This window comes from Pseudomonas sp. PP3 (assembly GCF_905336995.1).
Taxonomy (GTDB): Bacteria; Pseudomonadota; Gammaproteobacteria; order Pseudomonadales; family Pseudomonadaceae; genus Aquipseudomonas; species Aquipseudomonas reinekei.
The window spans coordinates 4,923,267-4,948,406 of sequence record NZ_HG995459.1 but is presented as its reverse complement, the minus strand read 5'-3'; the positions used below and the strand labels follow the sequence as shown (position 1 = coordinate 4,948,406).

General features: G+C 60.1%; 22 protein-coding genes. 10 read left to right on the top strand and 12 right to left on the bottom strand.

Annotation, left to right across the window (positions count from 1 at the left end; genetic code table 11):
* Nucleotides 1–34: 34 nt before the first annotated feature.
* Nucleotides 35–499 (bottom strand): CopD family protein, encoded by a 465-nt coding sequence (locus KHO07_RS22490; protein ID WP_212625590.1) that lies wholly within the window; start codon nucleotides 497–499, stop codon nucleotides 35–37.
* A 99-nt stretch (nucleotides 500–598) separates the two neighbouring features.
* Here KHO07_RS22490 and dinG point away from each other — a divergent pair, with 99 nt between their 5' ends.
* From dinG to pdxH, 5 genes are all read left to right on the top strand, one after another.
* Nucleotides 599–2,743, top strand: coding sequence for an ATP-dependent DNA helicase DinG (dinG, locus tag KHO07_RS22485; RefSeq protein WP_212625589.1), 2,145 nt, complete (start codon nucleotides 599–601; stop codon nucleotides 2,741–2,743).
* A 96-nt stretch (nucleotides 2,744–2,839) separates the two neighbouring features.
* A complete protein-coding gene (locus KHO07_RS22480) occupies nucleotides 2,840–5,341 on the top strand; it encodes a beta-galactosidase (RefSeq protein WP_212625588.1) in 2,502 nt (833 codons plus the stop codon).
* Between the two features lie 120 nt (nucleotides 5,342–5,461).
* Nucleotides 5,462–6,607, top strand: a complete 1,146-nt coding sequence (locus tag KHO07_RS22475) for a serine hydrolase domain-containing protein (RefSeq protein WP_212625587.1) — start codon at nucleotides 5,462–5,464, stop codon at nucleotides 6,605–6,607.
* A 115-nt stretch (nucleotides 6,608–6,722) separates the two neighbouring features.
* Entirely contained in the window at nucleotides 6,723–7,814 is a 1,092-nt protein-coding gene (locus tag KHO07_RS22470; protein ID WP_212625586.1) for an OmpA family protein, read from the top strand.
* Between the two features lie 24 nt (nucleotides 7,815–7,838).
* A complete protein-coding gene (gene pdxH, locus KHO07_RS22465) occupies nucleotides 7,839–8,486 on the top strand; it encodes a pyridoxamine 5'-phosphate oxidase (protein WP_150732155.1) in 648 nt (215 codons plus the stop codon).
* 5 nt (nucleotides 8,487–8,491) lie between these two features.
* Here pdxH and KHO07_RS22460 read toward each other — a convergent pair whose 3' ends face one another.
* Nucleotides 8,492–8,728: a hypothetical protein gene (locus KHO07_RS22460; protein WP_150732156.1), complete on the bottom strand. Its 237-nt coding sequence runs from the start codon at nucleotides 8,726–8,728 to the stop codon at nucleotides 8,492–8,494.
* A gap of 165 nt (nucleotides 8,729–8,893) precedes the next feature.
* Here KHO07_RS22460 and KHO07_RS22455 point away from each other — a divergent pair, with 165 nt between their 5' ends.
* A complete protein-coding gene (locus tag KHO07_RS22455) occupies nucleotides 8,894–9,358 on the top strand; it encodes a glycine zipper 2TM domain-containing protein (RefSeq protein WP_075946830.1) in 465 nt (154 codons plus the stop codon).
* Nucleotides 9,359–9,452: 94 nt separating this feature from the next.
* On the opposite strand, the gene nhaA is transcribed toward KHO07_RS22455, so the two are convergent.
* Nucleotides 9,453–10,640, bottom strand: coding sequence for a Na+/H+ antiporter NhaA (gene nhaA, locus KHO07_RS22450; protein ID WP_212625585.1), 1,188 nt, complete (start codon nucleotides 10,638–10,640; stop codon nucleotides 9,453–9,455).
* 250 nt (nucleotides 10,641–10,890) lie between these two features.
* Between nhaA and KHO07_RS22445 the strand changes: the two genes are divergently transcribed.
* Complete coding sequence (locus tag KHO07_RS22445; RefSeq protein ID WP_212625584.1) at nucleotides 10,891–11,985, top strand: PLP-dependent cysteine synthase family protein; 1,095 nt, start codon at nucleotides 10,891–10,893, stop codon at nucleotides 11,983–11,985.
* Nucleotides 11,986–12,121: 136 nt separating this feature from the next.
* Here KHO07_RS22445 and KHO07_RS22440 read toward each other — a convergent pair whose 3' ends face one another.
* Both KHO07_RS22440 and KHO07_RS22435 read right to left on the bottom strand, forming a co-directional pair.
* Nucleotides 12,122–13,735, bottom strand: coding sequence for an NAD(P)/FAD-dependent oxidoreductase (locus KHO07_RS22440; protein ID WP_212625583.1), 1,614 nt, complete (start codon nucleotides 13,733–13,735; stop codon nucleotides 12,122–12,124).
* Nucleotides 13,736–13,830: 95 nt separating this feature from the next.
* A complete protein-coding gene (locus tag KHO07_RS22435; RefSeq protein ID WP_150732160.1) occupies nucleotides 13,831–14,496 on the bottom strand; it encodes a hypothetical protein in 666 nt (221 codons plus the stop codon).
* A gap of 176 nt (nucleotides 14,497–14,672) precedes the next feature.
* Here KHO07_RS22435 and KHO07_RS22430 point away from each other — a divergent pair, with 176 nt between their 5' ends.
* Entirely contained in the window at nucleotides 14,673–15,032 is a 360-nt protein-coding gene (locus tag KHO07_RS22430) for a hypothetical protein (RefSeq protein WP_212625582.1), read from the top strand.
* A gap of 45 nt (nucleotides 15,033–15,077) precedes the next feature.
* On the opposite strand, the gene KHO07_RS22425 is transcribed toward KHO07_RS22430, so the two are convergent.
* Nucleotides 15,078–15,677 carry a short chain dehydrogenase gene (locus tag KHO07_RS22425; protein ID WP_150732162.1) on the bottom strand — a complete coding sequence of 200 codons (600 nt, stop codon included), beginning with the start codon at nucleotides 15,675–15,677 and terminating at the stop codon, nucleotides 15,078–15,080.
* Nucleotides 15,678–15,783: 106 nt separating this feature from the next.
* Here KHO07_RS22425 and KHO07_RS22420 point away from each other — a divergent pair, with 106 nt between their 5' ends.
* The gene (locus tag KHO07_RS22420) at nucleotides 15,784–16,692 is read left to right on the top strand and encodes a LysR family transcriptional regulator (RefSeq protein ID WP_212625581.1); all 909 of its coding nucleotides are present in this window, start codon (nucleotides 15,784–15,786) and stop codon (nucleotides 16,690–16,692) included.
* A gap of 169 nt (nucleotides 16,693–16,861) precedes the next feature.
* On the opposite strand, the gene KHO07_RS22415 is transcribed toward KHO07_RS22420, so the two are convergent.
* The 5 genes from KHO07_RS22415 to KHO07_RS22395 form a co-directional block, all read right to left on the bottom strand.
* A complete protein-coding gene (locus KHO07_RS22415; protein ID WP_075946837.1) occupies nucleotides 16,862–17,563 on the bottom strand; it encodes an ABC transporter ATP-binding protein in 702 nt (233 codons plus the stop codon).
* Complete coding sequence (gene livG, locus KHO07_RS22410) at nucleotides 17,564–18,331, bottom strand: high-affinity branched-chain amino acid ABC transporter ATP-binding protein LivG (RefSeq protein ID WP_150704524.1); 768 nt, start codon at nucleotides 18,329–18,331, stop codon at nucleotides 17,564–17,566.
* On the bottom strand, nucleotides 18,328–19,584 hold the full coding sequence (locus KHO07_RS22405) for a high-affinity branched-chain amino acid ABC transporter permease LivM (RefSeq protein WP_150732164.1): 1,257 nt from the start codon (nucleotides 19,582–19,584) through the stop codon (nucleotides 18,328–18,330). Before KHO07_RS22405 ends, livG begins: the two co-directional genes overlap by 4 nt.
* Nucleotides 19,581–20,504 (bottom strand): high-affinity branched-chain amino acid ABC transporter permease LivH, encoded by a 924-nt coding sequence (gene livH, locus KHO07_RS22400; RefSeq protein ID WP_060541117.1) that lies wholly within the window; start codon nucleotides 20,502–20,504, stop codon nucleotides 19,581–19,583. The genes KHO07_RS22405 and livH overlap by 4 nt, the downstream gene beginning before the upstream one ends.
* A gap of 233 nt (nucleotides 20,505–20,737) precedes the next feature.
* Nucleotides 20,738–21,865 (bottom strand): branched-chain amino acid ABC transporter substrate-binding protein, encoded by a 1,128-nt coding sequence (locus tag KHO07_RS22395; RefSeq protein WP_150732165.1) that lies wholly within the window; start codon nucleotides 21,863–21,865, stop codon nucleotides 20,738–20,740.
* Between the two features lie 350 nt (nucleotides 21,866–22,215).
* Here KHO07_RS22395 and KHO07_RS22390 point away from each other — a divergent pair, with 350 nt between their 5' ends.
* A complete protein-coding gene (locus tag KHO07_RS22390) occupies nucleotides 22,216–22,521 on the top strand; it encodes a DUF2288 domain-containing protein (RefSeq protein WP_212625580.1) in 306 nt (101 codons plus the stop codon).
* 293 nt (nucleotides 22,522–22,814) lie between these two features.
* Here the strand turns inward: KHO07_RS22390 and KHO07_RS22385 are convergent, their stop codons facing one another.
* Nucleotides 22,815–25,016 (bottom strand): hypothetical protein, encoded by a 2,202-nt coding sequence (locus KHO07_RS22385; protein WP_212625579.1) that lies wholly within the window; start codon nucleotides 25,014–25,016, stop codon nucleotides 22,815–22,817.
* Nucleotides 25,017–25,140 lie beyond the last annotated feature (124 nt).

Below are 25,140 nucleotides of genomic sequence, written 5' to 3'. Positions count from 1 at the left end.
GGGCTTGCTCCCTCGCCACAAGTGCCATGTCAGCTCAAAAGATTGGCCTTAGCGCCGCAATCACGACGACCACCAGCCCCACCAGCAAATTGATCCCCACCAACCGACGAATCCGTCCCAGCACCGCCGCTCCTGCCGGCCAATCCTGTGCTTCCACAGCCGTGCGCAGTTCCGGCAGCATCAACGCCTGAATCCGGATAAACAGCGCCGTCATCACGACGTACAAGCCCATCATCACTTGCACATAGCGCGGCGCGTTTTCAAACCCGGTGAAATGCAGGTTCAGCATGATCACACCGCTGACGGGCAACAGCACCACCGCGCCCCAGACCCAGCGGAAAAAACCTTGAAACACTTCCACCCACAGCTTAAGGCGGGCAGGTCCCTCAAGTGCCGTGACCGCCGCGGGGCGCAAGACCATCCAGGCGAAAAACATGCCGCCCACCCACACCAGTGCGGCGAGTACATGCAGGCTATAAACGAGGCTAAAAGCGGTCATTCGGGTACTCCGTTCTGCGCGGGATTCATTAGCGGGGTATGATAGCCGCCGAACCGAACCACTGAAAATTTATCCAGCGTTTTTTGCGCCCGACAAGTCATGATCAGCACTGAACTCAAAACCACGATCCAGGGCGCCTATTCGCGTTTTCTCGAAGCCAAGAGCCTTAAACCGCGCTACGGCCAACGCCTGATGATCGCCGAAATTGCCAAGGTCCTCGGTGACATCGACACCGACGACGAAGGCCGGCGCAGTGGCGACCCCGCGATTGTTGCGGTGGAAGCCGGCACCGGTACCGGCAAGACCGTGGCCTACAGCCTGGCGGCGATCCCGACGGCGAAGGCCGCGGGCAAGCGCCTGGTCATCGCCACGGCCACCGTCGCCCTGCAAGAGCAAATCGTCTACAAGGATTTGCCCGACCTGATGCGCAACAGCGGGCTGAACTTCAGCTTCGCCCTGGCCAAGGGCCGCGGGCGCTACATGTGCCTGTCCAAGCTCGACATGTTGCTCCAGGAAGGTCACGCGCAAACCGCCACGGCGCAGTTGTTCGAAGAAGAAGGCTTCAAGATCGAGGTCGATGAAGCCAGCCAGAAGCTGTTCACCAGCATGATCGAGAAGCTCGCCGGCAATAAATGGGACGGCGACCGCGACAGTTGGTCCACCGCGCTTGAAGACGCCGACTGGGCGCGCCTGACCACCGATCACAGCCAATGCACCAACCGCCATTGCCCTAACTTCGGCCAGTGCGCCTTCTACAAGGCCCGCGAAGGCATGGGCAAGGTCGACGTCATTGTCACCAACCACGACATGGTGCTGGCTGACCTGGCCTTGGGTGGCGGCGCCGTGTTGCCGGACCCGCGCGATACCATCTACGTGTTTGACGAAGGTCACCACCTGCCGGACAAGGCCATCGGCCATTTCGCTCATTACACGCGCCTGCGTTCCACCGCTGACTGGCTGGAAACCACCGCGAAAAACCTCACCAAGCTGCTGGCCCAGCATCCGTTGCCGGGGGACTTGGGCAAGCTCATCGAGCAGGTGCCCGAGCTGGCGCGGGAGATCAAGACCCAGCAGCAGTTCATGTTCACCGCCTGCGAACAGGTTGCCGATTTCAAGCCCGGCGAAGACGTCGAAGGCCGCGAACGCCCGCGTCATCGGTTCGTCGGCGGGGTGATTCCCGAGCACATGCGCGAGATGGGCACCGAATTGAAGAAAGGCTTTGCCCGCCTGACTGACCTGTTCACGCGCCTGACCGAATTGCTCAAGGAAGGCATGGACGGCGAGGTCAACATCGGCATCGCCAGCAACCAGGCCGAAGAGTGGTATCCACTGTTCGGCAGCCTGTTGTCGCGTTCTTCGGGCAACTGGGAGTTGTGGGTCGCATTCACCGCTGAAGACCCGGAAGACAACCCGCCCATGGCCCGTTGGTTGACCCTGGCCGAAAGCGGTTCGCTGTTCGACATCGAGGTCAACGCCAGCCCGATCCTCGCGGCAGAGATGCTGCGACGCAACCTGTGGAACGTGGCCTACGGCGCGCTGGTGACCTCCGCGACCCTGACTGCCCTCGGCACCTTCGACCGCTTTCGCATGCGCGCCGGCCTGCCGAAAAAAGCCGTCACCGCCGTGGTGCCGAGCCCGTTCCATCACGCTGACGCCGGTGTGTTGCGGGTGCCGAACCTCAACGCCGATCCCCGTGATGCGGCCGCGCACACCGCCGCGATCATCCGTGATCTGCCGGATCTGGTCGAAGGCTCGCGCGGTACGCTGGTGCTGTTCTCGTCCCGCAAGCAAATGCAGGACGTGTTCGACGGTCTCGACCGCGACTGGCGCAAACAGGTGTTCATTCAAGGAAACCTGTCGAAACAGGAAACTCTGAACAAGCACAAGGCGCGGGTTGATGGCGGTGATTCCAGCGTGTTGTTCGGCCTGGCAAGCTTTGCCGAAGGGGTCGACTTGCCCGGCGCCTATTGCGAGCACGTGGTCATCGCCAAGATTCCGTTCTCGGTGCCGGATGACCCGGTCGAAGCGGCACTGGCCGAATGGATCGAAGCCCGTGGCGGCAATCCGTTCATGGAAATCTCGGTGCCGGACGCCTCGTTGAAGCTGGTTCAGGCCTGCGGGCGCTTGCTGCGTACCGAAGAAGACCGCGGCACCATCACTTTGCTCGACCGGCGTCTGGTGACCCAGCGCTACGGCAAAGCGATCCTCAATGCGTTGCCTCCTTTCCGACGTGAAATTTCCTGAAACACCGGTGGGCAGTTTTGCCCGCCGCGTTGTCTATCTTTCAGCCATCGCTTTTCCACTGGCCCATTGAAGGTCGTTAGGGAGAATTTCGTTCTCATGATTCGCCGTTCGTTGCCTGCTGTTTTTGCCCTGTTGTTCGCAACGCCCTTGCTGGCCGCTCCCGCCGGGCAGCAGACGCTGTTCAACTTTGTACGCCCCGCCGACGTAGTCCAGGTGGCGACTCAGGACGCCAGCCTGCCGCAATCCAACGCCGAGCAAACCCCCGAAGGCGAAGTGTTGCGCCGGGTGACTTTCAACCCTGTCGCCAAGCCGACCCTGCGCCTGACTCCTCAGACCGGGGCCTGGGACTGGTCGCAATCGGGCGTGATGAGCCTGCGCATCCAGAGCGCGATGAACTGGGCCGTGACCCTGTACGTGACCATCCAGAGCAACGATGGCAAGACACTGGTCAGCCGTGTCGATCTGCCGGCCGGTCCGGCGCAAACCTTGCTGGTGCCGCTGCAGCCGACGTCACCGCTGAGCCAGGGCATGAAAGCCGGCCCGCCGATGCCGATGACCGTCGACGGGCAGCGCATTCTGTTGGCCAGCAGCGCCGGTGAGCTGGATCGCCGCCAGGTGGTGTCGGTGAGCGTCTCGATGGATCAACCGAAAGTTGCCCAGAGCATCTTGCTGGAGCGCTTTGGCGTGCAGGATGGCGAGGCCGTCACCCAAGCCGTTTATGGCGGCCTGGTGGATGCTTACGGCCAATCGACCCGGGCCAAATGGCCTGAGAAAGTCAGTAACGATGAACAACTGAAAAGCGCCGCCGCCAAGGAGCAGCAACAGCTGAAAACCTGGCTGGCCGAGCGCGAGAAGTCTTCACTGGACAAGTTCGGCGGCTGGACCAAAGGCCCGGCATTCAAGGCCAGCGGTTTTTTCCGGACCGAGAAGCGTGACGGCCGCTGGTATCTGGTGACACCGCAAGGGCATCCGTTTTATTCGCTGGGGGTCAACACGGTTGCAGCAGACGTCAACCAGACGTACATCGCTGGCCGCGAGTGGATGTTCGAATCCCTGCCCAAGGCTGAGGAGCCTTTGGCCAGCCATTACGGCGAAGGGGATAACCGCGGCGGCAACGGTGCCGATCAGGGGCGAGGCTTCAGCTTCGGTCGCTGGTACGACTTTTACGGGGCCAACTTGCAGCGCCTGTACGGCGACCCCTGCGCACTGGGCAGCGACACCAAGGCCGGTGTTGCCGCAGCCGCCAAGGCTGACGCGGTAGAGGCAACGGCAGAAAAAGCCGCCGAGCAACCGGTGGTGCCATCGAGTGCCGAATCGGGTGTTGCCGAGGCGGCCAGAACCGATGCCAGCGCCGCGAGCGCCGCTAAAACCGCCGAGCCAGCGCCTGTCGAACCCTGCAAAGTGGCCTTTGACGAAAAACGCTGGACCGGTCATGCCCTCGACCGTCTGCAAGCCTGGGGCTTCAACACCGTGGGCAACTGGAGCGCGCCGGCACTGGCCAATGCTGACCGAGTGCCCTACACGTTACCGCTGTCGATTGTCGGCGATTACGCCAGCATCAGCACCGGCAGCGACTGGTGGGGCGGCATGCCTGACCCGTTCGACCCGCGTTTCGCCATGGCCACCGAGCGCGCCGTGGCCATCGCCGCCCGTGATCATCGCGACGATCCATGGCTGATCGGTTACTACGCCGACAACGAACTGGCCTGGGCCGGTCCCGGCGATGACCCGAAAGCCCGTTATGCCTTGGCGTATGGCACCTTGAAAATGACCACGGACGTGCCGGCCAAGCGTGCGTTCCTCAAGCAGTTGCGCGACAAGTACCGCAATCAGGCGGGCCTTTCCAAGGCCTGGGGCATTGAACTGCCTGCATGGGAATTGATGGAGGACCCGGGTTTCGTGCCACCGCTGCCGAGCGCCGAGCACCCGGAAATCGAGGCAGACTTCAAATACTTCCAGAAGGTTTTCGCCGACACCTACTTCAAGACCATTTCCGACTCGCTCAAGTGGCACGCGCCGAACCAGTTGTTGCTCGGCGGCCGTTTTGCCATCAGCACACCGGAAGCCGTGCAGTCCTGCGCCCAGTATTGCGATGTATTGAGCTTCAATATGTACACCCTGCAACCGCAGGACGGTTATGACTTCGCCAAACTGCGTGCTTTGGACAAACCAGTGTTGATTACCGAGTTCAACTTCGGCTCGACCGATCGCGGCCCATTCTGGGGCGGCGTGACGCAACTGGCGAAGGAAGAAGATCGAGGCACGGCTTATGCGAACTTCCTCAAACAGGCGTTGATCGAGCCGTCTGTCGTCGGGGTGCACTGGTTCCAATACCTCGATCAACCTGTGACCGGGCGTCTGCTGGATGGCGAAAATGGGCATTTTGGTCTGGTGGGGATTACCGATCTGCCGTTTCAGGGTTTTGTCGATAGCGTGCGCAAGAGCAACCTCGCGGCCATTGATCAGTTGGCCAAGGACGCCCAGAAGGCAGCAGCCGAGGCGGGCAAACCCAGCCATGACGCTGAGGGTGGCCGAGAGGCCGATGCCGGCAAAGGCCCGGGGAAGGGGGCTGGTGGGCATTCTGGCAAAGGCCATTAAAGCGGTTGCCGCAGGCTGCCTTCAGTTGACCTGACCGCCCGGCCCGACCCTGTTCCCAAAACCCTCAAGGGCTGGAACAATGCGGGCCACTTTACAGAACGTTTTTCCGGGGAGTTGCGGGTGCAGATTCAGGGTCATTACGAGCTTCAGTTCGAGGCAGTGCGTGAAGCGTTCGCGGCGCTGTTCGACGATCCCCAGGAACGTGGCGCGGCGTTGTGCATCAAAATTGGCGGTGAAACCGTGCTCGACCTCTGGTCCGGCACCGCTGACAAGGATGGTGCCGAGGCCTGGCACAGCGACACCATCGCCAACCTGTTCTCCTGCACCAAGACCTTCACCGCCGTCACCGCCTTGCAGTTGGTGGCCGAAGGCAAGCTGCAACTGGATGCTCCGGTTGCCCGCTACTGGCCTGAGTTTGCCGCCGCTGGCAAAGAATCCGTGACCCTGCGTCAATTGCTCTGCCATCAGGCCGGCCTGCCGGCATTGCGCGAGTTGCTGGCGCCCGAAGCGCTTTACGACTGGCAAACCATGGTTGACGCCCTGGCCGCCGAAGTACCGTGGTGGACACCGGGCGAAGGTCACGGTTATGCGGCCATCACCTACGGTTGGCTGGTTGGCGAATTGCTGCGCCGGGCCGACGGGCGCGGTCCGGGTGAATCTATTGTGGCGCGGGTCGCCAAGCCGTTGGGCCTGGATTTCCACGTCGGTCTGGCCGATGAAGAATTTCACCGCGTGGCGCACATCGCCCGTGGCAAGGGCAACGTCGGCGATGCGGCGGCTCAGCGCCTGCTGCAAGTGACCCTGCGCGAGCCGACGGCCATGACTACCCGTGCGTTCACCAATCCGCCTTCGGTGCTGACTAGCACCAACAAGCCGGAATGGCGGCGCATGCAGCAACCGGCGGCCAACGGCCACGGCAATGCGCGCAGCCTGGCCGGGTTCTACGCCGGTTTGCTCGATGGCAGCCTGCTGGAAAGCGAAATGCTCGACGAACTGACCCGCGAGCACAGCCTCGGCGAGGACAAGACGCTGCTGACCCGTACCCGTTTCGGCCTGGGCTGCATGCTCGATCAACCGGAAGTGCCCAACGCGACATTCGGCCTGGGCCCACGCGCGTTCGGGCATCCGGGCGCCGGTGGCTCCATCGGTTTTGCTGACCCGGAGCACGATGTGGCTTTCGGTTTTGTGACAAATACACTGGGGCCGTACGTCTTGATGGATCCGCGCGCACAAAAGCTTGTGCGGGTACTGGCCACTTGTCTGTAAAACCTGCTGAGGGTTCCGGGAGCTGGAACCCAAAAGCCTTTTCAGTTTCAAAGCGTCTGTTTATGCGGGCCAATCCGGCCTGATTTTTCTATGACTTCATTTTTGTGGATATCCAATGTCAACCAAACCAACCCTCGCCTTGGCACTGTGCTTCGCTATTACCGGTTGCGCACAGAATCCTAAAAATGATGCAGACGGCGGCAGTTGGTGGCCGTTCGGCTCTTCCGACAAAGTTGCCGCGAAGGATTCTGCGCCGGCCCCGCTGAAACCTGCCGCCAGCGCTCCGGTGGCCAAGACTGAAAGCACCAGCCCTTGGTACTGGCCGTTCGGCTCCGATGACGACGCGAGCAAGGCGGCTGCCAAGGCGGAAGTCAAACCTGAAGCCAAACCCGCCGCTGTCGCCAAGGCCGATGCCGAAGCAGGTGGCAAGTGGTGGTGGCCGTTCGGTGGCAAAGAGCAGAGCACCGCCAAAGTCGTGCCGATGCCTGATCCGAAAGTCACCCAGGCCTGGCTCGATGACTACGAGCCGCGCCTGCGTACCGCGATCAAAGACAGCAACCTGCAACTCGAACGCCGTGAAAACGTACTGGTGGTGACGGCGCCGGTCGAAGGCTCGTTCAACCCGGATCGCCCGGCGATGTTGTTGCCGGTAACCCTCGGCCCGTTCACCCGTGTCGCGAAAATCCTTGAAGTCGATCCTAAGACTGCCGTGTTGGTACTGGGCCACAGCGATACCTCGGGCGCGGCCCCAGCCAACGTCAAGTTGAGCCAGGAACGTGCGCAAGCGGTCGCCGCGATTTTCCGTCTCAGCGGTCTGCAGCGTGATCGTCTGATGCTGCGCGGCATGGGCAGTGAAGCGCCGCGTGCGGCCAACGACAGCGTTGAAGGACGCGCCTTGAACCGTCGCGTGGAACTGCTGGTGACCCCGCAGAACACCATGGTCGCCTTGCTGAGCAAGTACAACATGCCGGCCCCGGCGCCAGTCACCCTGGTGGCTGCCCAAGACATCAAACCGGTCGCCAAGCCTGTGACCCCGGCCCCGGCCGCGAAGAAGGCTGCAGTGCCTGCCGCGAAAAAAGCACCGGCCAAGAAAGCCGCCGCCAAGAAGACCCCGGCTAAAACTGCGACTCCGGCGAAAAAGACTGCACCGGCCAAAGCCGCTGCCGACACCAAGAAAGTCGCGGCCGCCGATACCACAAAGAAGTGATTCGTTAACCAAAAGGAATGCGCCATGACCAAGGCCCTGGCTGATATGCGTCGCGACTACACCCGTGATGGCCTGACCGAGGCGCAAGCCCCGGCCGAGCCGTTTGCGCTGTTCCACCAGTGGTTCGCTGATGCGGTGAAAACCGAACAGGCACCGGTGGAAGCGAACGCCATGACCTTGGCCACGGTCGACCCGGACGGTCGGCCGCATTGCCGTATCCTGCTGCTCAAGGGACTGGACGAGAAAGGCTTCACTTTCTTCACCAACTACGACAGCGCCAAGGGCCAGCACCTGGCGGCGAATCCGTTCGGGGCCATGACGTTTTTCTGGCCGACCCTGGAACGCCAGGTTCGGATTGAAGGACGGGTGGTGAAGGTCACGCCTGCAGAGTCCGATGCCTATTATCAGGTTCGTCCGCTGGGCAGCCGCCTGGGCGCCTGGGCATCACCGCAAAGCCGGGTGATCGCCGATCGTGGGGAACTGGAAAAACTGCTCAAGGATACCGAGCAACGTTTCAGCGATACCCAGCCACACTGCCCAGAGCACTGGGGGGGTTACCGCCTGCTGCCGGAGCGCATCGAGTTCTGGCAGGGCCGTTCGAGCCGCCTTCACGACCGCCTGAACTACCGCCTGCAGGGTGCCGACTGGATTCTTGAACGTCTGGCACCCTGAGCAGTCTACCGCTCGAGATAACCTGCCGCAGCGGCCTCCAGCCATTGCGGCAGCTCTCGACGCCTGATCTTCTGCGTCTGGGCAATGGCCAGTTGCTGGAGCATGAACGCTTTTTTCCGTTCGTCATTCCCCGCCAGCGCTAGCGCCAGATCGCGGTCCATCCAGCGTCTGATCCGTACGTACAACCACCCGTGGAAGTACAGACCAGCGACGGTAGTGACGACAATGATAAAGTAATCCATGAAAATCCTCGGCCAGTGGCGCAGATCGCCGAATTGCCGCTACTGTGTGGTGAGTTCGCGCCGGCCCTGTACTGGAACTGAATGAAATCATTTTTATCCGGGCGATGCCGTGACAGGCGTCAAGCTGCGGAGTTTAATGAATACCTGTCCTTTGGAGTTGATGCTATGCGTAAGTCTGTCCTGCTGGTTGCTTCTTTTTCCACGATGGCGATGTTGCTCACTGGTTGCCAATCGAGCCTGACCGGTGACTCGTACTCCCGTGACGAAGCGCGTCGCGTGCAGACGATTCGCATGGGTACCATCGAAGCGCTGCGCCCGGTGAAAATCGAAGGCACCAAAACCCCAATCGGCGGCCTCGCCGGCGCAGCCGTTGGCGGCGTGGGCGGTAGTGCCATTGGTGGCGGTAAAGGCAGCATCGTTGCTGCGGTCATCGGCGCCGTGGCCGGCGGCCTGATTGGCTCGGCCACCGAAGAAGGCCTGACCCGCACCCAGGGCGTCGAAATCACCGTTCGCGAAGACGACGGCAGCATGCGTGCGTACGTGCAACAGGTTCAGGAAAACGAAGTGTTCCGTGTTGGCGAACGTGTGCGTATTGCCACGGTTGATGGCACCAGCCGCGTTTCGCACTAAGCGCAAACGAGTAGTAAACAAAAACCCCGATCAGGTGACTGATCGGGGTTTTTTATTGTTTGTACCGCAGGCTCGGGCCGAAAATTAATTCAGGTTATGCGATACGAGACTCATGCTTACGGCTCGCCATCGCCGTCACCGCATAACCAATCAACGCCGCCAGTATCGAACCGGTCAAAATCCCCATCCGGTCCATCCCCGCGTAGTCGCTGACACCCGGCTCAAAGGCCAGGGAGCCGACAAACAGGCTCATGGTGAAGCCGATGCCGCAGAGAATCGCGACGCCCAATATCTGACCCCAATTGGCGCCTTGGGGCAGGGCGGCGATGCCGATTTTTACGGCCAGCCAGGTCAGGCCGAACACGCCGACGGTCTTGCCCAACAGCAGACCGACCGCGATGCCCATCGGAACGTCGTGGGTGAAGCTGTCGACGGTGACGCCGCTCAGGGACAGGCCGGCGTTGGCGAAGGCGAACAGCGGCAGGATGCCGTAGGCCACCCACGGGTGCAGTGCGTGTTCGAGCGTCAGCAGCGGTGAAGGCTCGGCGTTTTTCGTGCGCAGCGGGATGCAGAAGGCCAGGGTCACACCGGCCAGCGTGGCGTGCACGCCGCTCTTGAGCACGCAGACCCAGAGGATCAGACCAATGATCATGTAAGGCCCGAGCTTGACCACCCCGAGCCGATTCATGCCGATCAGGGCCGCGATGCAGGCTGCCGCCAGCGCCAGGGACACGGTCGACAATGCGCCGGAGTAGAAAATCGCGATGATGATGATCGCGCCCAGGTCGTCGATGATCGCCAGGGTCATCAGGAACAGTTTCAGTGACACCGGAACCCGTTTGCCCAGCAGCGCCAGTACACCCAGCGCAAACGCGATGTCGGTGGCGGTCGGAATGGCCCAGCCGCTCAGGGCCGGCGGGTTGTCGCGGTTGAGGAACCAGTAGATCAGCGCTGGCACGACCATGCCGCCAATTGCCGCCGCGCCGGGCAGGACAATCTGTGACGGCCTGGACAGCTGGCCGTCGAGGACTTCGCGCTTCACTTCCAGACCAATCAGCAGGAAGAACAAGGCCATCAGGCCGTCGTTGATCCACAGCAGCAGCGGCTTGGCGATTTTCAACGCGCCGATCTGGGCCACCACGGGGGTGTCCAGCAGGCCGTTGTAGAGCCACGACAGCGGCGAGTTATTGATGATTAAAGCCAGAACGGCTGCGGCGATCAGTAACAGACCGCTGGCAGCTTCCAACTGAAAGAAACGCGTGAAAGTGCTACGCAGAGGCAAGGTCGCTCTCCATCGAAAAATTTCAAAAGGTGGCACACCCTAACCCGGACAGTTAGTTGTTAAAACAAAAGTTATATTCTTTTTTGTTATATGTCGTTACGACGTGATCCGGTGCCAGGGATCTGAGCCTAGCAGTTGCCGGATGTATTGGAACTCATCTGTATCTGTGCTGAATGTAGGTTTTTTCCTAAGCTTGTTGGTTGAGCCCTGTTACAAGGCCGACTCCTGCCGATTCAATGAGAACATCACCATGAGCGACAACCGACAGTGGGCCCGCGAAGCCATCCGGATCATCGAGGCCGACTTCCAGCGCAGCGCCGACACCCACCTGATTCCGTTGCCGCTTCCGGGTTTTCCGGGCATTGACTTGTATTTCAAGGACGAGTCCAGCCATCCCACCGGCAGCCTCAAGCACCGACTGGCGCGCTCGCTGTTCCTGTATGCGCTGTGTAACGGCTGGCTCAAGCCCGGGGCGCCGGTCATCGAAGCCTCCAGCGGTTCGACGGCCATTTCCGAGGCGTACTTTGCGCGCATGTTGGGCTTGCCGTTCATTGCCGTGATGCCCGCTACCACCTCTAAAGAGAAGATCGCGCAGATCGCGTTCTATGGTGGCCAAAGCCATTTGGTCGATGATCCGACCCGGATTTATGCCGAGTCCGAGCGCTTGGCGCGGGAGCACGACGGGCATTTCATTGACCAGTTCACCTATGCCGAGCGCGCGACCGACTGGCGGGCGAACAACAACATCGCCGAATCGATTTTTCATCAGATGCGTTTTGAACAGCACCCGGAACCGAGCTGGCTGATTTCCAGCCCTGGCACCGGCGGTACCACCGCCACTCTGGGCCGCTACGTGCGCTATCGCCAACATGGCACCCGGGTGCTGTGCGCCGATGCCGAGCGCTCGGTGTTTTTTGATTACTACCAGACCGGCGACTCCAGCCTGCGCCTGGACCACGGCTCGCGGATCGAAGGCATTGGCCGGCCTCGGGTGGAAGCGTCGTTCCTGCCCAAAGTGATCGATGCCATGGTCAAGGTCCCGGACGCGCTGTCGCTGGCGGCGATGCATTACCTGGCTGAGCGGTTGGGACGGCATGTGGGCGGGTCGAGCGGCACCAACCTGATCGGCGCGCTGATAGCTGCGCAGTCTATGAAAGCGGCAGGGGAGAGGGGGTCGATGGTGGCGATTTTGTGTGACGGCGGCGAGCGTTATGCCACGACCTATTACGATCAGGCCTGGCTTAAGGCGCAGGGGTATGAGTTGAGCGGGTTGATGGATGCGGTTGCTGCGACGGTTGAGCGCGGCGAGCCGCTGCCGAACAGCGTGCTGCGAGCCAATATCTGACACGCAGAAGAAACAAAGTGTGGGAGCGAGCCTGCTCGTGAAGCGGCAGACCAGTCAACATCCGTGTTGAATGTCACTCCGTCTTCGCGAGCAGGCTCGCTCCCACAGGGTTTTGCATTTAATCCAGGAATGCAGGTCAGGCCTCGAGGCCGAGGATGTCCCGGGCCACCGCTTCCGCAATGCGAATCCCGTCGACACCCGCCGACAGAATCCCGCCCGCGTAACCCGCGCCTTCACCCGCCGGGAACAAACCCTTGACGTTCAGGCTCTGCATCGACTCGTTACGGGTGATCCGCAGAGGCGACGAAGTGCGGGTCTCGATCCCGGTCAACACTGCGTCATGCAGCGAGTAACCGCGAATCTGCTTCTCGAAGGCCGGCAGTGCTTCGCGGATCGCTTCGATGGCGAAGTCTGGCAAAGCCAGGGCCAAGTCGCCCAAGGCAACGCCTGGTTTGTAGGACGGTTCAACGCTGCCCAATTCAGTGGAAGGCTTGCCCGCAATGAAGTCGCCGACCAGTTGCGCCGGGGCTTCGTAGTTGCTGCCACCGAGCACGAAGGCGTGGGATTCCAGGCGCTCCTGCAGCTCGATACCGGCCAGCGGGCCACCCGGATAATCGACTTCCGGGGTAATGCCGACGACGATCCCGGAGTTGGCGTTGCGTTCGTTACGCGAGTATTGGCTCATGCCGTTGGTGACCACACGATTCGGCTCGGAGGTCGCCGCTACCACGGTGCCGCCCGGGCACATGCAGAAGCTGTAGACCGAACGGCCGTTCTTGGCGTGGTGCACCAGTTTGTAGTCGGCGGCACCGAGTTTCGGGTGGCCGGCGTACTTGCCCAGGCGTGCGCGGTCGATCAGCGACTGCGGGTGCTCGATACGGAAACCCACCGAGAACGGTTTGGCTTCCATGTATACACCACGACCGTGGAGCATGCGGAAGGTGTCACGGGCACTGTGGCCGAGGGCGAGGATCACGTGCCTGGAATGGATCTGCTCGCCGCCATCGAGTTCGACGCCGACCAGTTGGCCGTCTTCGATCAACACGTCGGTGACGCGCTGCTGGAAGCGGACTTCGCCGCCCAGAGCGCGAATCTGTTCACGCATGTTTTCCACCACACCGGTCAGACGGAACGTACCGATGTGCGGCTTGCTGACGTAGAGGATTTCTTCCGGCGCACCGGCCTTGACGAATTCGTGCAGGACTTTGCGGCCAAGGAATTTCGGGTCCTTGATCTGGCTGTAGAGCTTGCCGTCGGAGAATGTCCCCGCGCCGCCTTCGCCGAATTGCACGTTGGACTCCGGGTTGAGCACGCTTTTGCGCCACAGGCCCCAAGTGTCCTTGGTGCGCTGGCGTACTTCGGTGCCGCGTTCGAGGATGATCGGCTTGAAGCCCATTTGTGCGAGCAGCAGCCCGGCGAAAATCCCGCACGGGCCGAAGCCGACGACGATCGGGCGTGCACTCAGGTCGGCCGGCGCCTGGCCAACTTCTTTGTAGCTGACATCCGGTGCCACGTTGACGTTACGGTCATCGGCGAACGTGTGCAGCACCGCCGCCTCATCGCGAACGTTGAGGTCGATGGTGTAGATGAAGCACAGTTCGGAGGATTTTTTGCGCGCATCGTAGCTGCGCTTGAACAAGGTGAAATCGAGCAAATCATCGCTGGCGATGCCCAGGCGCTGCACGATGGCAGGGCGCAGGTCTTCTTCGGGATGGTCGATCGGCAACTTGAGTTCAGTGATTCGTAACATGGCGGGATCCGGTTCGCGGGGCGCACAACTGCGCCAGGGCGTTTGAAGCCGGCGATTATAAGCTTCAAAGGCCCGGTTCCGTGAGGCTTAAACGATCAGTCGTCGCGCGAGCCGCCGAAATACCCGCAACCGCGCTGCACCTGACCATCGATGCGCAGTTCGGCGCTCATGTGCTGGATGCTGCCGCTGCTGCTGTCGACGCAGCGTTGCGGCGCGACCCACAGTTCGATGTGCTGGTTATTGGCGTCGGTGCTGAGGTTGAAGCGGCCATCGCCCAGTTGTTCCTCGACGTAGGGCACGGCCAATGGCGGCTGGCCGGCGCGGTCGATGACCATGCCTTTGCCGCTGACCTTCACGCTCCACTCGGGCGCATGGCCGGCGGCGCGCAGGATCAGCAGTTTGAAATTGGGATCGTCACACGCAGTGCCCGAACGTTCGACGCGGTAGAGCGTTTCCAGGTCGAGCTGGCCGTCGCCATTGCCGGCAACGACTCGCCCACGCACATCGGCGAACAACTTGCCCTGCGCATCGGCCAGACTCGCGGCCTGTTGCAGCACGCTGGTGCCGCCCGTGTCGTTGACCACATAACGACGGGTGTCGCCGCACGGCTGGAACAACAGCTTGCCATCCGCTGCCGTTAACTGGCCTTGCATGCGGGTCTGGCCGACGTGGGCAGCATTTTCACGCGGGCCATCGAACAACTGGCAAGCGGCAAACAGCGGAAGCAGGGCAACAAGGACTAAGGAACGGGCAGCACGCATCTTGGGGTCTCCTGACAAGTGCCGCCACGTTACTCAGCCTGACCGTTCATCACAACCCATGTCTGGCAATTGTCAGGGGCTTGTACCCGGCGCAGGTAATATTTGGCTTTACTTCAGTCCCGGGTAGTTTCATGCCCTGGTGTTTAATCTGTCCCCATCTATTTACGGGAGTTGTTATGAAGGGATTGGCCAAGGCGATACTGGTGACGTTAGGGATGATGGGGGGACTGCAATGTCTGGCGGCCGAAATTGCTTTTTCATCCGCGACGGATTTCAGGGAGATAAGCCTGAACCTCAAGCGCGCAGATGATCCCATCCCGCCCGGTATCAGTCTGCAAGTCAAACTCAGTCCGGATGCGCAATGTCGCATGGCGCAGTTGACGCGGGAGAACCTGTATCAGCCTTTGAAGCTGTTCATCAACGGGGTGCATGTGTCGACTTCGACGATTCAATCAGCTGTCGAAGGCCCCGCGCTGATGATCGCATTACCGGCTGAAACAGCGCGCAATCTGCTGCCGACGTTAGTGGAGCCATAACGCATTGCAAGGCGGCGCGAGGCCCGCGCCGCACATTGAACATGTTCAGCCTACGTGAAAGGTTTGGCCCGTCTGCAAGCCTTCGACACTTTTGGCGTAGGCCAACGCCACATCCGCTGCGGGAACCGGTTTGAAACCGCGGAAGTACGGCGCGTATTTGCCCATGGCTTCGACCAGGACGTTCGGGCTGATCGAGTTCACCCGCAAGCCGCGTGGCAGCTCGATGGCGGCAGCGCGGACGAAGCTGTCCAGCGCACCGTTGACCAGTGCCGCCGAAGCGCCGCTGTAAATCGGGTCATGGCTGAGCACGCCGGTGGTGAAGGTGAACGAAGCGCCGTCGTTGGCGAACTCACGGCCAATCAGCAGCAGGTTGACCTGGCCCATCAGCTTGTCTTTCAGGCCAAGGGCAAAACTTGCGTCTGTCATCTCTGCCAGTGGCGCGAAGGTCACGTTGCCGGCGGCGCAGATCAGCGCATCGAATTTGCCGGTCTGCTCGAACAGTTTGCGAATCGAGGTGCTGTCGCTGATATCCACATGAAAATCACCGCTGCTGCGGCCAATGCGGACGATCTCGTGGCGTTGGGACAGTTCTTTGTCGACTGCCGAACCGATGGTGCCGCCTGCGCCGATCAAAAGAATTTTCATGGGTAGTGATCCTCATGTGGGTTGAATGAGGCTTGAGTTTAGAGTGGTTTTTTCTGCTGATAAGCGTGCTAATAGGCAACCTTTGGTTTTCAAATGGAAACAGTCCATGAGCGAAATGGATGATCTGGCGGCGTTCGCGGTACTGGTCGAAGCGGGCAGTTTTACCTTGGCCGCTCAGCAACTCGGTTGCAGCAAAGGGCAATTGTCCAAGCGCATCAGCCTGCTCGAAGCGCAGTTTTCCGTAGTCCTGTTGCAACGCACCACGCGGCGCTTGAGCCTGACAGCGGCGGGCGCTGCGTTACTGCCGCAGGCGCAAGCCTTGGTGGTTCAGGTGGAAAGGGCGCGTCAGGCGTTGGCGCGGTTGAAGGACGACATGGCCGGTCCGGTGCGGATGACGGTTCCGGTTTCGCTGGGGGAAACCTTCTTCGATGGTTTGTTGCTGGAGTTCTCGAGCCAATACCCCGAAGTGCAGATCGAACTGGACCTGAGCAACCATTATCGCGATTTGTCCCGTGACGGGTTTGACCTGGCGGTTCGCTCTGACGTGGCCAGTGATGAACGCCTGGTCGCTCGGCCGTTGCTGGCGTGGCACGAAATGACCTGCGCCAGCCCTGCTTATCTGGAACAGTTCGGCGAGCCACAGACGCCCCAGGCATTGGCCGAACATCGCTGCCTGCTCAATAGTCATTACAGCGGCCGCGAAGAATGGCTGTACCACCAGCAGCACGAGTTGCTGCGTGTGCGTGTGTCGGGACCGTTCGCCAGCAACCACTACAGCCTGCTCAAAAAAGCCGCACTGTCGGGCGCTGGTATTGCGCGCCTGCCGTCCTACTTGCTGCAAACGGAATTGGCCGACGGCCGTTTGCGTTGGCTCCTGCGTGATTATCAGACGCGTCGCATGCCGATGTATCTGGTGCACCCGTATCAGGGCGGGTTGCCGAAACGTACTCAGGTACTGGCGGATTATTTGATTGGCTGGTTCAAGCGAAGCGGGGAGGCGCTGGACAGGCTATAGACCCTTGTAGGTGCCGGCTTGCTGGCGATGGTGTTGTAACATTCAAAAAGAAATGTTGACTGATAGACCGCTATCGCCAGCAAGCCGGCTCCTACAAGGGAGGTTTCGTTGTTTCTGGCAGGCATAAAAAAACGGCCCGCGAAGGCCGTTTCTTCTTTACCGCAAAGCCTTAGCCACCGAGGTACGCTTCGCGCACTTTCGGATCGGTCAGCAACGATTCGCCGGTGCCTTGCATCACTACCCGGCCGTTCTCCAGAACGTAGGCACGGTCAGCGATTTTCAGCGCCTGGTTGGCGTTCTGCTCCACCAGGAACACCGTCACACCGTCCTTGCGCAGCTGTTCGATGATGTCGAAGATCTGCTGGATGATGATCGGTGCCAGGCCCAGCGATGGCTCGTCGAGCAGCAGCAGCTTGGGCTTGCTCATCAGCGCACGGCCGATGGCGAGCATTTGCTGTTCGCCGCCGGACATGGTGCCGCCACGCTGGCTGAAGCGTTCTTTCAGGCGCGGGAAAAGTCCGAGGACCTTGTCCATCTGTTCCTGATAGTCGCCCTTCGCCGTGAAGAATCCGCCCATGGACAGGTTCTCTTCCACGGTCAGGCGGGAAAACACTCGACGACCTTCCGGCACCACGGCGATGCTCTTGCGCATGATCTGCGAAGAGTCCTGGCCGACCAGTTCCTCACCCATGTAGCGGATGCTGCCGCTGTGGGCGCGCGGCGAACCGCACAGGGTCATCAACAGCGTGGACTTGCCGGCACCGTTGGCACCGATCAGGGTCACGATCTCGCCCTGACGGACTTCGACGTTGACACTGTGCAGCGCCTGGATCTTGCCGTAGAAGGTGGAAACGTTTTCGAACTGCAGCATTTACGCTTCCCCCAGGTAGGCTTTGATCACTTCAGGATTGTCGCGGATCTGTTCCGGCGTACCGTCGGCCAGAGGCGTGCCCTGGTTGATCACGACGATGTGGTCGGAAATGCTCATGACCAGTTTCATGTCGTGTTCGATCAGCAGCACGGTGACGTTGTGCTCTTCACGCAGCACGCTGATCAGCGCCTTGAGGTCTTCGGTTTCCTTCGGGTTCAGGCCGGCGGCCGGTTCGTCGAGCATGAGGATCCGCGGGCGGGTCATCATGCAACGGGCGATTTCCAGGCGACGTTGCTGACCGTAGGCCAGGGTGCCGGCCGGACGGTTGGCGAACTCTTTCAGGTTGACCTTTTCCAGCCAGTACTCGGCAAAGTCCATGGCCTCGCGCTCGCTCTTGCGAAACGCCGGGGTCTTGAACAGGCCGGACAGGAAGTTGGTATTCAGGTGACGGTGCTGGGCGATCAAGAGGTTCTCGACCGCGGTCATGTCCTTGAACAACCGCACGTTCTGGAAGGTACGCACCACGCCTTTGAGGGCGATCTTGTGGCCCGGCAGGCCTTCGATCGGTTCGCCGTCCAGCAGGATGCTGCCGCCGCTCGGCTTGTAGAAACCGGTCAGGCAGTTGAACACCGTGGTCTTGCCGGCGCCGTTCGGGCCGATCAACGCCACCACTTGTTTCTCTTTCACGCTCAAGGCAACGCCGTTGACCGCCAGCAAGCCGCCGAAGCGCATGCTCAGGTTTTCTACTTTAAGGATCTCGCGGCTCATTTGCGCAGCTCCATGTGAGGACGTTGCATGGGCAGCAGACCCTGAGGGCGCCAGATCATCATCAGTACCATCAAGGCACCGAACATCAACATGCGGTACTCACTGAACTCTCGCATCATTTCCGGCAGCAGGATCATCACCACGGCAGCGAGGATCACGCCCAGCTGCGAGCCCATGCCACCCAGCACCACGATGGCGAGGATGATCGCCGACTCGATGAAGGTGAAGGACTCCGGTGTCACCAGGCCCTGACGGGCAGCGAAGAAGCTGCCGGCAAAACCGGCGAATGCCGCGCCGAGGGTAAATGCCGAAAGCTTGATGATGGTCGGGTTCAGGCCCAGCGCTCGGCAAGCGATTTCATCTTCACGCAACGCTTCCCAGGCACGGCCCAGAGGCATGCGCAGCAAACGGTTGATGACGAACAGCGCAGCCAGTGCCAGGAACAGGGCAACGAGGTAAAGGAAAATCACCTTGTTGATCGAGTTGTAGGCCAGGCCGAAGTACTCGTGGAAGGTTTGCATGCCTTCCGCGGCTTTGCGTTCGAAGGTCAGGCCGAAGAACGTTGGTTTCTCGATGTTGCTGATGCCGTTCGGGCCGCCGGTGATATCGGTCAGGTTACGCAGGAACAGACGGATGATTTCACCGAAGCCCAGGGTCACGATCGCCAGGTAGTCACCGCGCAGACGCAACACCGGGAAGCCCAGCAGGAAGCCGAAGGTGGCCGCCATCAGGCCGGCGATTGGCAGGCAGATCCAGAAGCTCAGACCGAAGTAGTGCGACAGCAGCGCGTAGCTGTAGGCGCCGACGGCGTAGAAGCCGACATAACCGAGGTCGAGCAAACCCGCCAGACCGACCACGATGTTCAGGCCAAGGCCGAGCATCACGTAGATCAGCACCAGCGTGGCGATATCCACCGCACCGCGGGAGCCGAAGAACGGCCAGACCAGTGCACCGGCAATCAGCGCAATGATGATCCAGCGCTGAGTGGTCGGCAGGGTCAGGAAGTTGCTGGCCTTGGCCGGAATCAGCGGCATGTTGGGCGAAGAACGCCAGGCCGAACTGATCTGCTGGTCGAACAGTACACGCAGGAACATCAGCACTGAACACACGGCGATGGTGATCAGGGTCGCGGTGCTGGTGCCATGAACTTCGAGGTTGATGCCGACGATGGTCAGCTTCAGACCGAGTACCGGGTAGGCCACGGCCCACACCAGCAAGGCGCTGAACAACGCCTGTTTAAGATTCCTAGTCATACCTTCTCAACCTCCGGACGGCCCAGCAGGCCGGTTGGCCGGAACAACAGCACCAGAACCAGCAGGCCGAACGCCACGACGTCCTTGTACTGGTCGCCGAAGATATCGGCACCAAAGGCTTCCGCCACACCCAATACGAGCCCACCGAGCATGGCGCCCGGAATGCTGCCGATACCGCCCAGTACCGCTGCGGTGAAGGCCTTGAGGCCGACCAGGAAACCGGCGTTCGGGTTGATCACGCCGTATTGCATGCTCAGCAGAACGGCCGCGATGGCCGCCAGCGCAGCACCGATGACGAAGGTCAGGGCGATGATGTTGTTGGTGTTGATACCCAGCAGGTTGGCCATCTTGATGTCTTCGGCGCAGGCGCGGCAGGCGCGGCCCAGGCGAGAGCGGGAGATGAACAGCGTCAGGCCGAGCATGGCGACCAGGGTCACCACGAACACCACGATTTGCATGTAGGAAATCAGCACTTCATGTGCGCCACCTGGCCCAAAGGTAAAGTTACCCGGGATCAGGTTGGGGATGGATTTGTCCTTGGAGTCTTGCGCCAGCAGAACGGTGTTCTGCAGGAAGATCGACATACCGATGGCGGAAATCAGCGGGATCAGACGGTTGCTGCCGCGCAAGGGGCGGTAGGCGATCCGTTCGATGCTGTAACCGTAGGCACTGGTGACCACGATAGTGGCGATGAAAGCGGCGGTCATCAACAGCGGAACACTGTCGAGTCCCATCATGGCCAGCCCGGCGATGGCGATGAACGCCACGTAGGAACCGATCATGTACACCTCGCCGTGGGCGAAGTTGATCATTCCAATGATGCCGTAAACCATCGTATAGCCGATGGCGATCAGGGCATACGTGCTGCCAATGGTCAGGCCATTAACCAGCTGTTGGAAGAAGTGATAGATGTCAGGCATTACAGCGCTCCTAAAAACCTGATACGCATTTCACTGGTGGAGTCATTTTCCCGCCCGAGCCCCGTGGATCTGCATCCACTTCGAATTCGGGGTTTGCCAGCGAACCGCTGATGACGGTTTTGAGATTTTCAGGTGGGGAGACTGGCGGATCACGCCAGCGCGGCCCAGGTACGTTCGTAAAACAAAGCCCACGGCACGCCGTGGGCTTTATTGGCAGTCAGTCAGGCAACGCCTTACTGAGGCTTGGCTTCAGTTTTTGGTTTGCCGAAGTGCCACTCGTAAACCACAAATTTGAAGTCTTTCAGGTCGCCTTTCTCGTCGAAGCTCAGGTCGCCGGTTGGCGTCTTGAAGGTGCCTTTGTGGATGGCTTCAGCCACTTTGGCGGTGTCTTCGGACTTGGCAGCCTTGATACCTTCGGCGATCACTTCCACAGCCGAGTAGGCCGGGAACACGAACGGACCGCTCGGGTCTTCTTTCTTCGCCTTGAACGCGTCAGCCAGGGCAATGTTGGCCGGATCCTGGTCGAAGGATTTCGGCAGGGTCACCAGCAGACCTTCGGAGGCGTCTTTGGCGATCTGCGAAATGGAGTCGTTACCCACGCCTTCCGGACCCATGAACTTGGCTTTCAGGCCTTTTTCCTGGGATTGACGCAGGATCAGGCCCAGCTCCGGGTGGTAGCCGCCGTAGTAAACGAAATCGACGTTGGCTTGCTTGAGCTTGGCAATCATCGAGGAGAAGTCTTTATCGCCGGCGTTGACGCCTTCGAACACGGCGACTTTCACGCCTTTCTTCTCGAGAGTGGTTTTGACCGCGGTGGCGATGCCTTCACCGTATTGCTGTTTGTCGTGCAGGACAGCAACGATTTTCGGTTTGACGAAGTCGGCGATGTAGTTACCGGCGGCAGGGCCCTGGGCGCTGTCCAGACCGATGGTACGGAAGACCATTTTGTAACCACGGGCGGTGATGTCCGGGCTGGTGGCAGCCGGGGTGATCATGATCACGCCTTCGTCTTCGTAGATGTCCGAAGCCGGTTGAGTGGAGCTGGAGCACAGGTGACCCACCACGAACTTGACGCCGTCGTTGACGACTTTGTTCGCTACGGCCACGGCTTGTTTTGGATCACAGGCGTCATCGTATTCGACGGCTTCGAGTTTCTTGCCGTCTACGCCGCCTTTGGCGTTGATCTGTTCGATGGCCATTTTGGCGCCACTGAACTGCATGTCGCCGTATTGGGCTACAGGACCGGTTTTAGGGCCGGCGATGCCGATCTTGATGGTGTCAGCTGCGAACGAATGGCTGGCAACCCCGGCCAGAACCATAGCGGCAAACAGTTTGGAAATCTGCTTAGTAGCCTTAGTCATAGTGCTCCACTCTTACTGTTGTAGTTTTTATAGTCCTGGCGCCGTTGGCAGCAGAACCGGGTCAGATATCTACGACATCCCCCGGAAATGCCCCTCGGCAACTGTACCGGTACAGTGTAGAGCGCCGATTGTCAGCCTGGGAAGCTGGCGCCAGGGGGCAAAACTTGGGGGTGTCGCTATTTTGAAAGAAAAAGACAGAATTGCGGCGGGGCTTTGAAGGGCTTATAGCCAGATTCCGTGCATTCCTTGGCATTCCTGCTCTTTTCGTTCGGTGACACAAATTGCATCTGGGTTTTTCTGCCAGACCACCGACGTTATCATTGCGTCGATTTCTTTTCCGGACCGGACCCATGACTGAAGAACCTAGCACCCTCTATGCCAAACTGCTTGGTGAAACCGCATCTATTACCTGGAAGGAACTGGAGCCGTTCTTTGCCAAGGGTGCCCTATTGTGGGTCGACCCGAGCCTGGATTTGATCGCCGCTGCAGAAGCTGTAGCGACGGATGAAGGCGAGAAAGTGGCTGCCTGGCTGGCCGAAGACAAAGTCGCCAAGCTGTCTGAAACGCGGGCGCTGGATCTTTTCGAACGTGACCCGCAGCTGTGGGCCGTGGTGGTTTCGCCCTGGATAATGATCCAGGAAAGAGCGCAGTCCTGAAGGCTTGCACCTTGTTGGTGCGAGGCGTGACCAGCTGAAAGTGTGTAGCCGAGTAGCGTGATGGCACGTTGCCGTAGAGAAAGGCCACAGCCTCACGGTGACGTAAACGTAACGGGAACAGTTGAGAGAGCAGCCTGAGGGCTGCTTAATTGTTTCTGGATGTTGGAGGGGATGAAATCTCTTGTGGATTTCAGGACCTTATCGCTGGCAAGCCAGCTCCCACAACATACGGCGCGAACGCCACGAATCTGTGGGAGCTGGCTTGCCAGCGATGGGGGCAACCCGGTTCTGGATCAAACCGAGAACGTCTTGCCCGTATGGTTATTCAACGAAATAACCTTGGTCTTGCCGATGCGGTGACGGTAGATCTCGCGCAGATATTTGATCGATTTTTTCACGCAATCGCGCGAAAGGCGGATGTCGTTGATCGAAACGAACTTGTCCTTGTCGTTGATCAGTTCGCGGTACTTTTTCTCGTACATCGGTTTGATCGCGTACCAGTTGGTATCGAGGATCTTCGCCGGGTTCTCGAATTCGTTGAGCAGGTCGTCGATGCGGTCTTCGTCAAAGTGTTCATTGATGATGAAGTCGAGGATCGAGTTGTCCAGCGTCTCGTCGAAGCGGTACGGGTTTTTCGCGAAGCAACGCTTGATGAAGGCCACGATCAGCGTCAGGAAGTCGTCCGACAGGCACGGGCTCTTGGCGATCAGGGTGGTCAGCGACAGGTTGGCCGAGGCGCCGATCACCAGGGCGTAGCGCTTGAGCGTGGTGTTCGGGAACAGGCTGTTGAGGTGCGTCTTCAACCGGTTCAGGTCCATGTACGACAGCTTGTAGTCCTTCGGCAGCGAGACGATCGAGACCACCGACGAGCAGTTCTTGAAGAAGTGCAGGTCGTGCAGCGCGGCCGCGTCGTAGCCCGAATTCTTGTACTGCTCCAGCGATGCGCGATAGCGCTTGGATTCGATCGGCAGCAGGCTGATGCCTTCGATGGCCTGGGTGACCTTGTTGAAGTGCGGCAGGTCGATCGAGCGGAAGAACAGGTCGTCGATGTTCAGGCGCTGCGGTTCTTTCTCGAAGACCTTGAATTTGTCGCTGCTGGGCGGCGGGGTTTCCGGCACCACGGATTCGGCATAGGCAATCGCCACCGGGCCGGCCAGGCTCATGAACAGGTCATTGGCGTCCAGGCGAATGGTTTCGCCGATGTCGATGCCGGCGCGACGGAAATAGTTCTGGTCGTAATCCGTCGTAACCGCCTGGGCCGTCAGAATGTTGAAGATCTGCTGCGAGATGTATTGGTTGGCATGCTTTTCCATGGCATTGACATCAATGTTCTGGATGTTGCCGTCATCGTTTTCTTCGGCGTAACGCATGATGTCGTTGGAGATCAGCATCATGGCGTTCCATGGGCGGATACGGCCCATGACGCTGGCTTCGCTGCTGTCTTCATTGGCGAAGTTGTAGGAGAAGTCCCACTCTTCCGACAGGTATTTACACAGCAGGCGACCGGCGTTGATGTGCAGTGCTTCGGACATTTCGCTGCGGTGGTCGGAAATGTTCGGCAGTACGCAGATGCCGCTGGTGAAGATCGGCTCGAAGACGAATGAATGACCGCTCTTGCCGTCGTGTTCGTCCATCGGCTTGGTGTCGAACGTCTTGTTCATGTACGAGTGTTGCTGGGCCAGGCCGAATTCCGAGGCCATGCCCGAACCCGTACCGCCACCGGCGCTGAAGATCGAAAAATACAGGCGCGACTGGTTGGCCTTGATGCCGCAGCTGTCGATCAGGTACGAGTGAATCATCTTCCAGTCAGGGCTGGAGAAACGCTGGGTGTCCTTGTTCAGGATGATCTTGGCCAGGTACTGGCCGAGGATCGGCGCGTTACCGGCACCACCGGCGTGGACTTCCGACAAGTCCATGATTTTCATTTTGCTGTAATCGCGCAGGAATCCGCTTTTTTCGCCCTTGCGCGAGAAGCGGATGCGACCGGCGATATCCTTGTCCAGGTCGCCGAGCATGACCAGCGGCTCCACCAGAAACACGGGTTTGGTGGCCTTGTTCGGCATCAGGCGCAGGTTGTTGCGAATCCACTGGGCCGGGCTGTAGCCTTTTTCGGCGTAGCGCTTGTCCGGCGACAGGCGATCTTCGTTGTTGAATTCGTTGAGGTAGAACTTGCGGGCGTTGTACACCAGTTCCGCGACGTCCAGCGCAATGTTCGAACCGCAGCGGCCCAGGCCGATCAGGCACACCGACGGGAATTCCTGGTCGCTGTGGTGTTCGCTGTCGCCTTCCAGGTGTGGCGGGCGCGGGAACACCATGTCGCGCAGGCCGTCGAGGTTATCGAGGATGCGGTCGGTGTTGGTTTCGGTGAAGTACAGGTATTGCTGGGTCGCCAGCGGGCGCGACGGCGTCAATGGCTTCGACGGTGCGGGGCTGTTCGCCGCCGGGCTCAGCGTCAGGTCGGGAATCGCGGTGGCCGGGTTATTTTTAGAAGTCATGGTTCGCCATGTACCTGGGCTGGTTGGTCGGGCGACATGCTGTCGTCGAACCGTCACGGAATAAGATCTCGCGTCTTTTATCAGCGCGTATTTGTCCCAAGCGTCAGTGCCATGGCCTGAACGT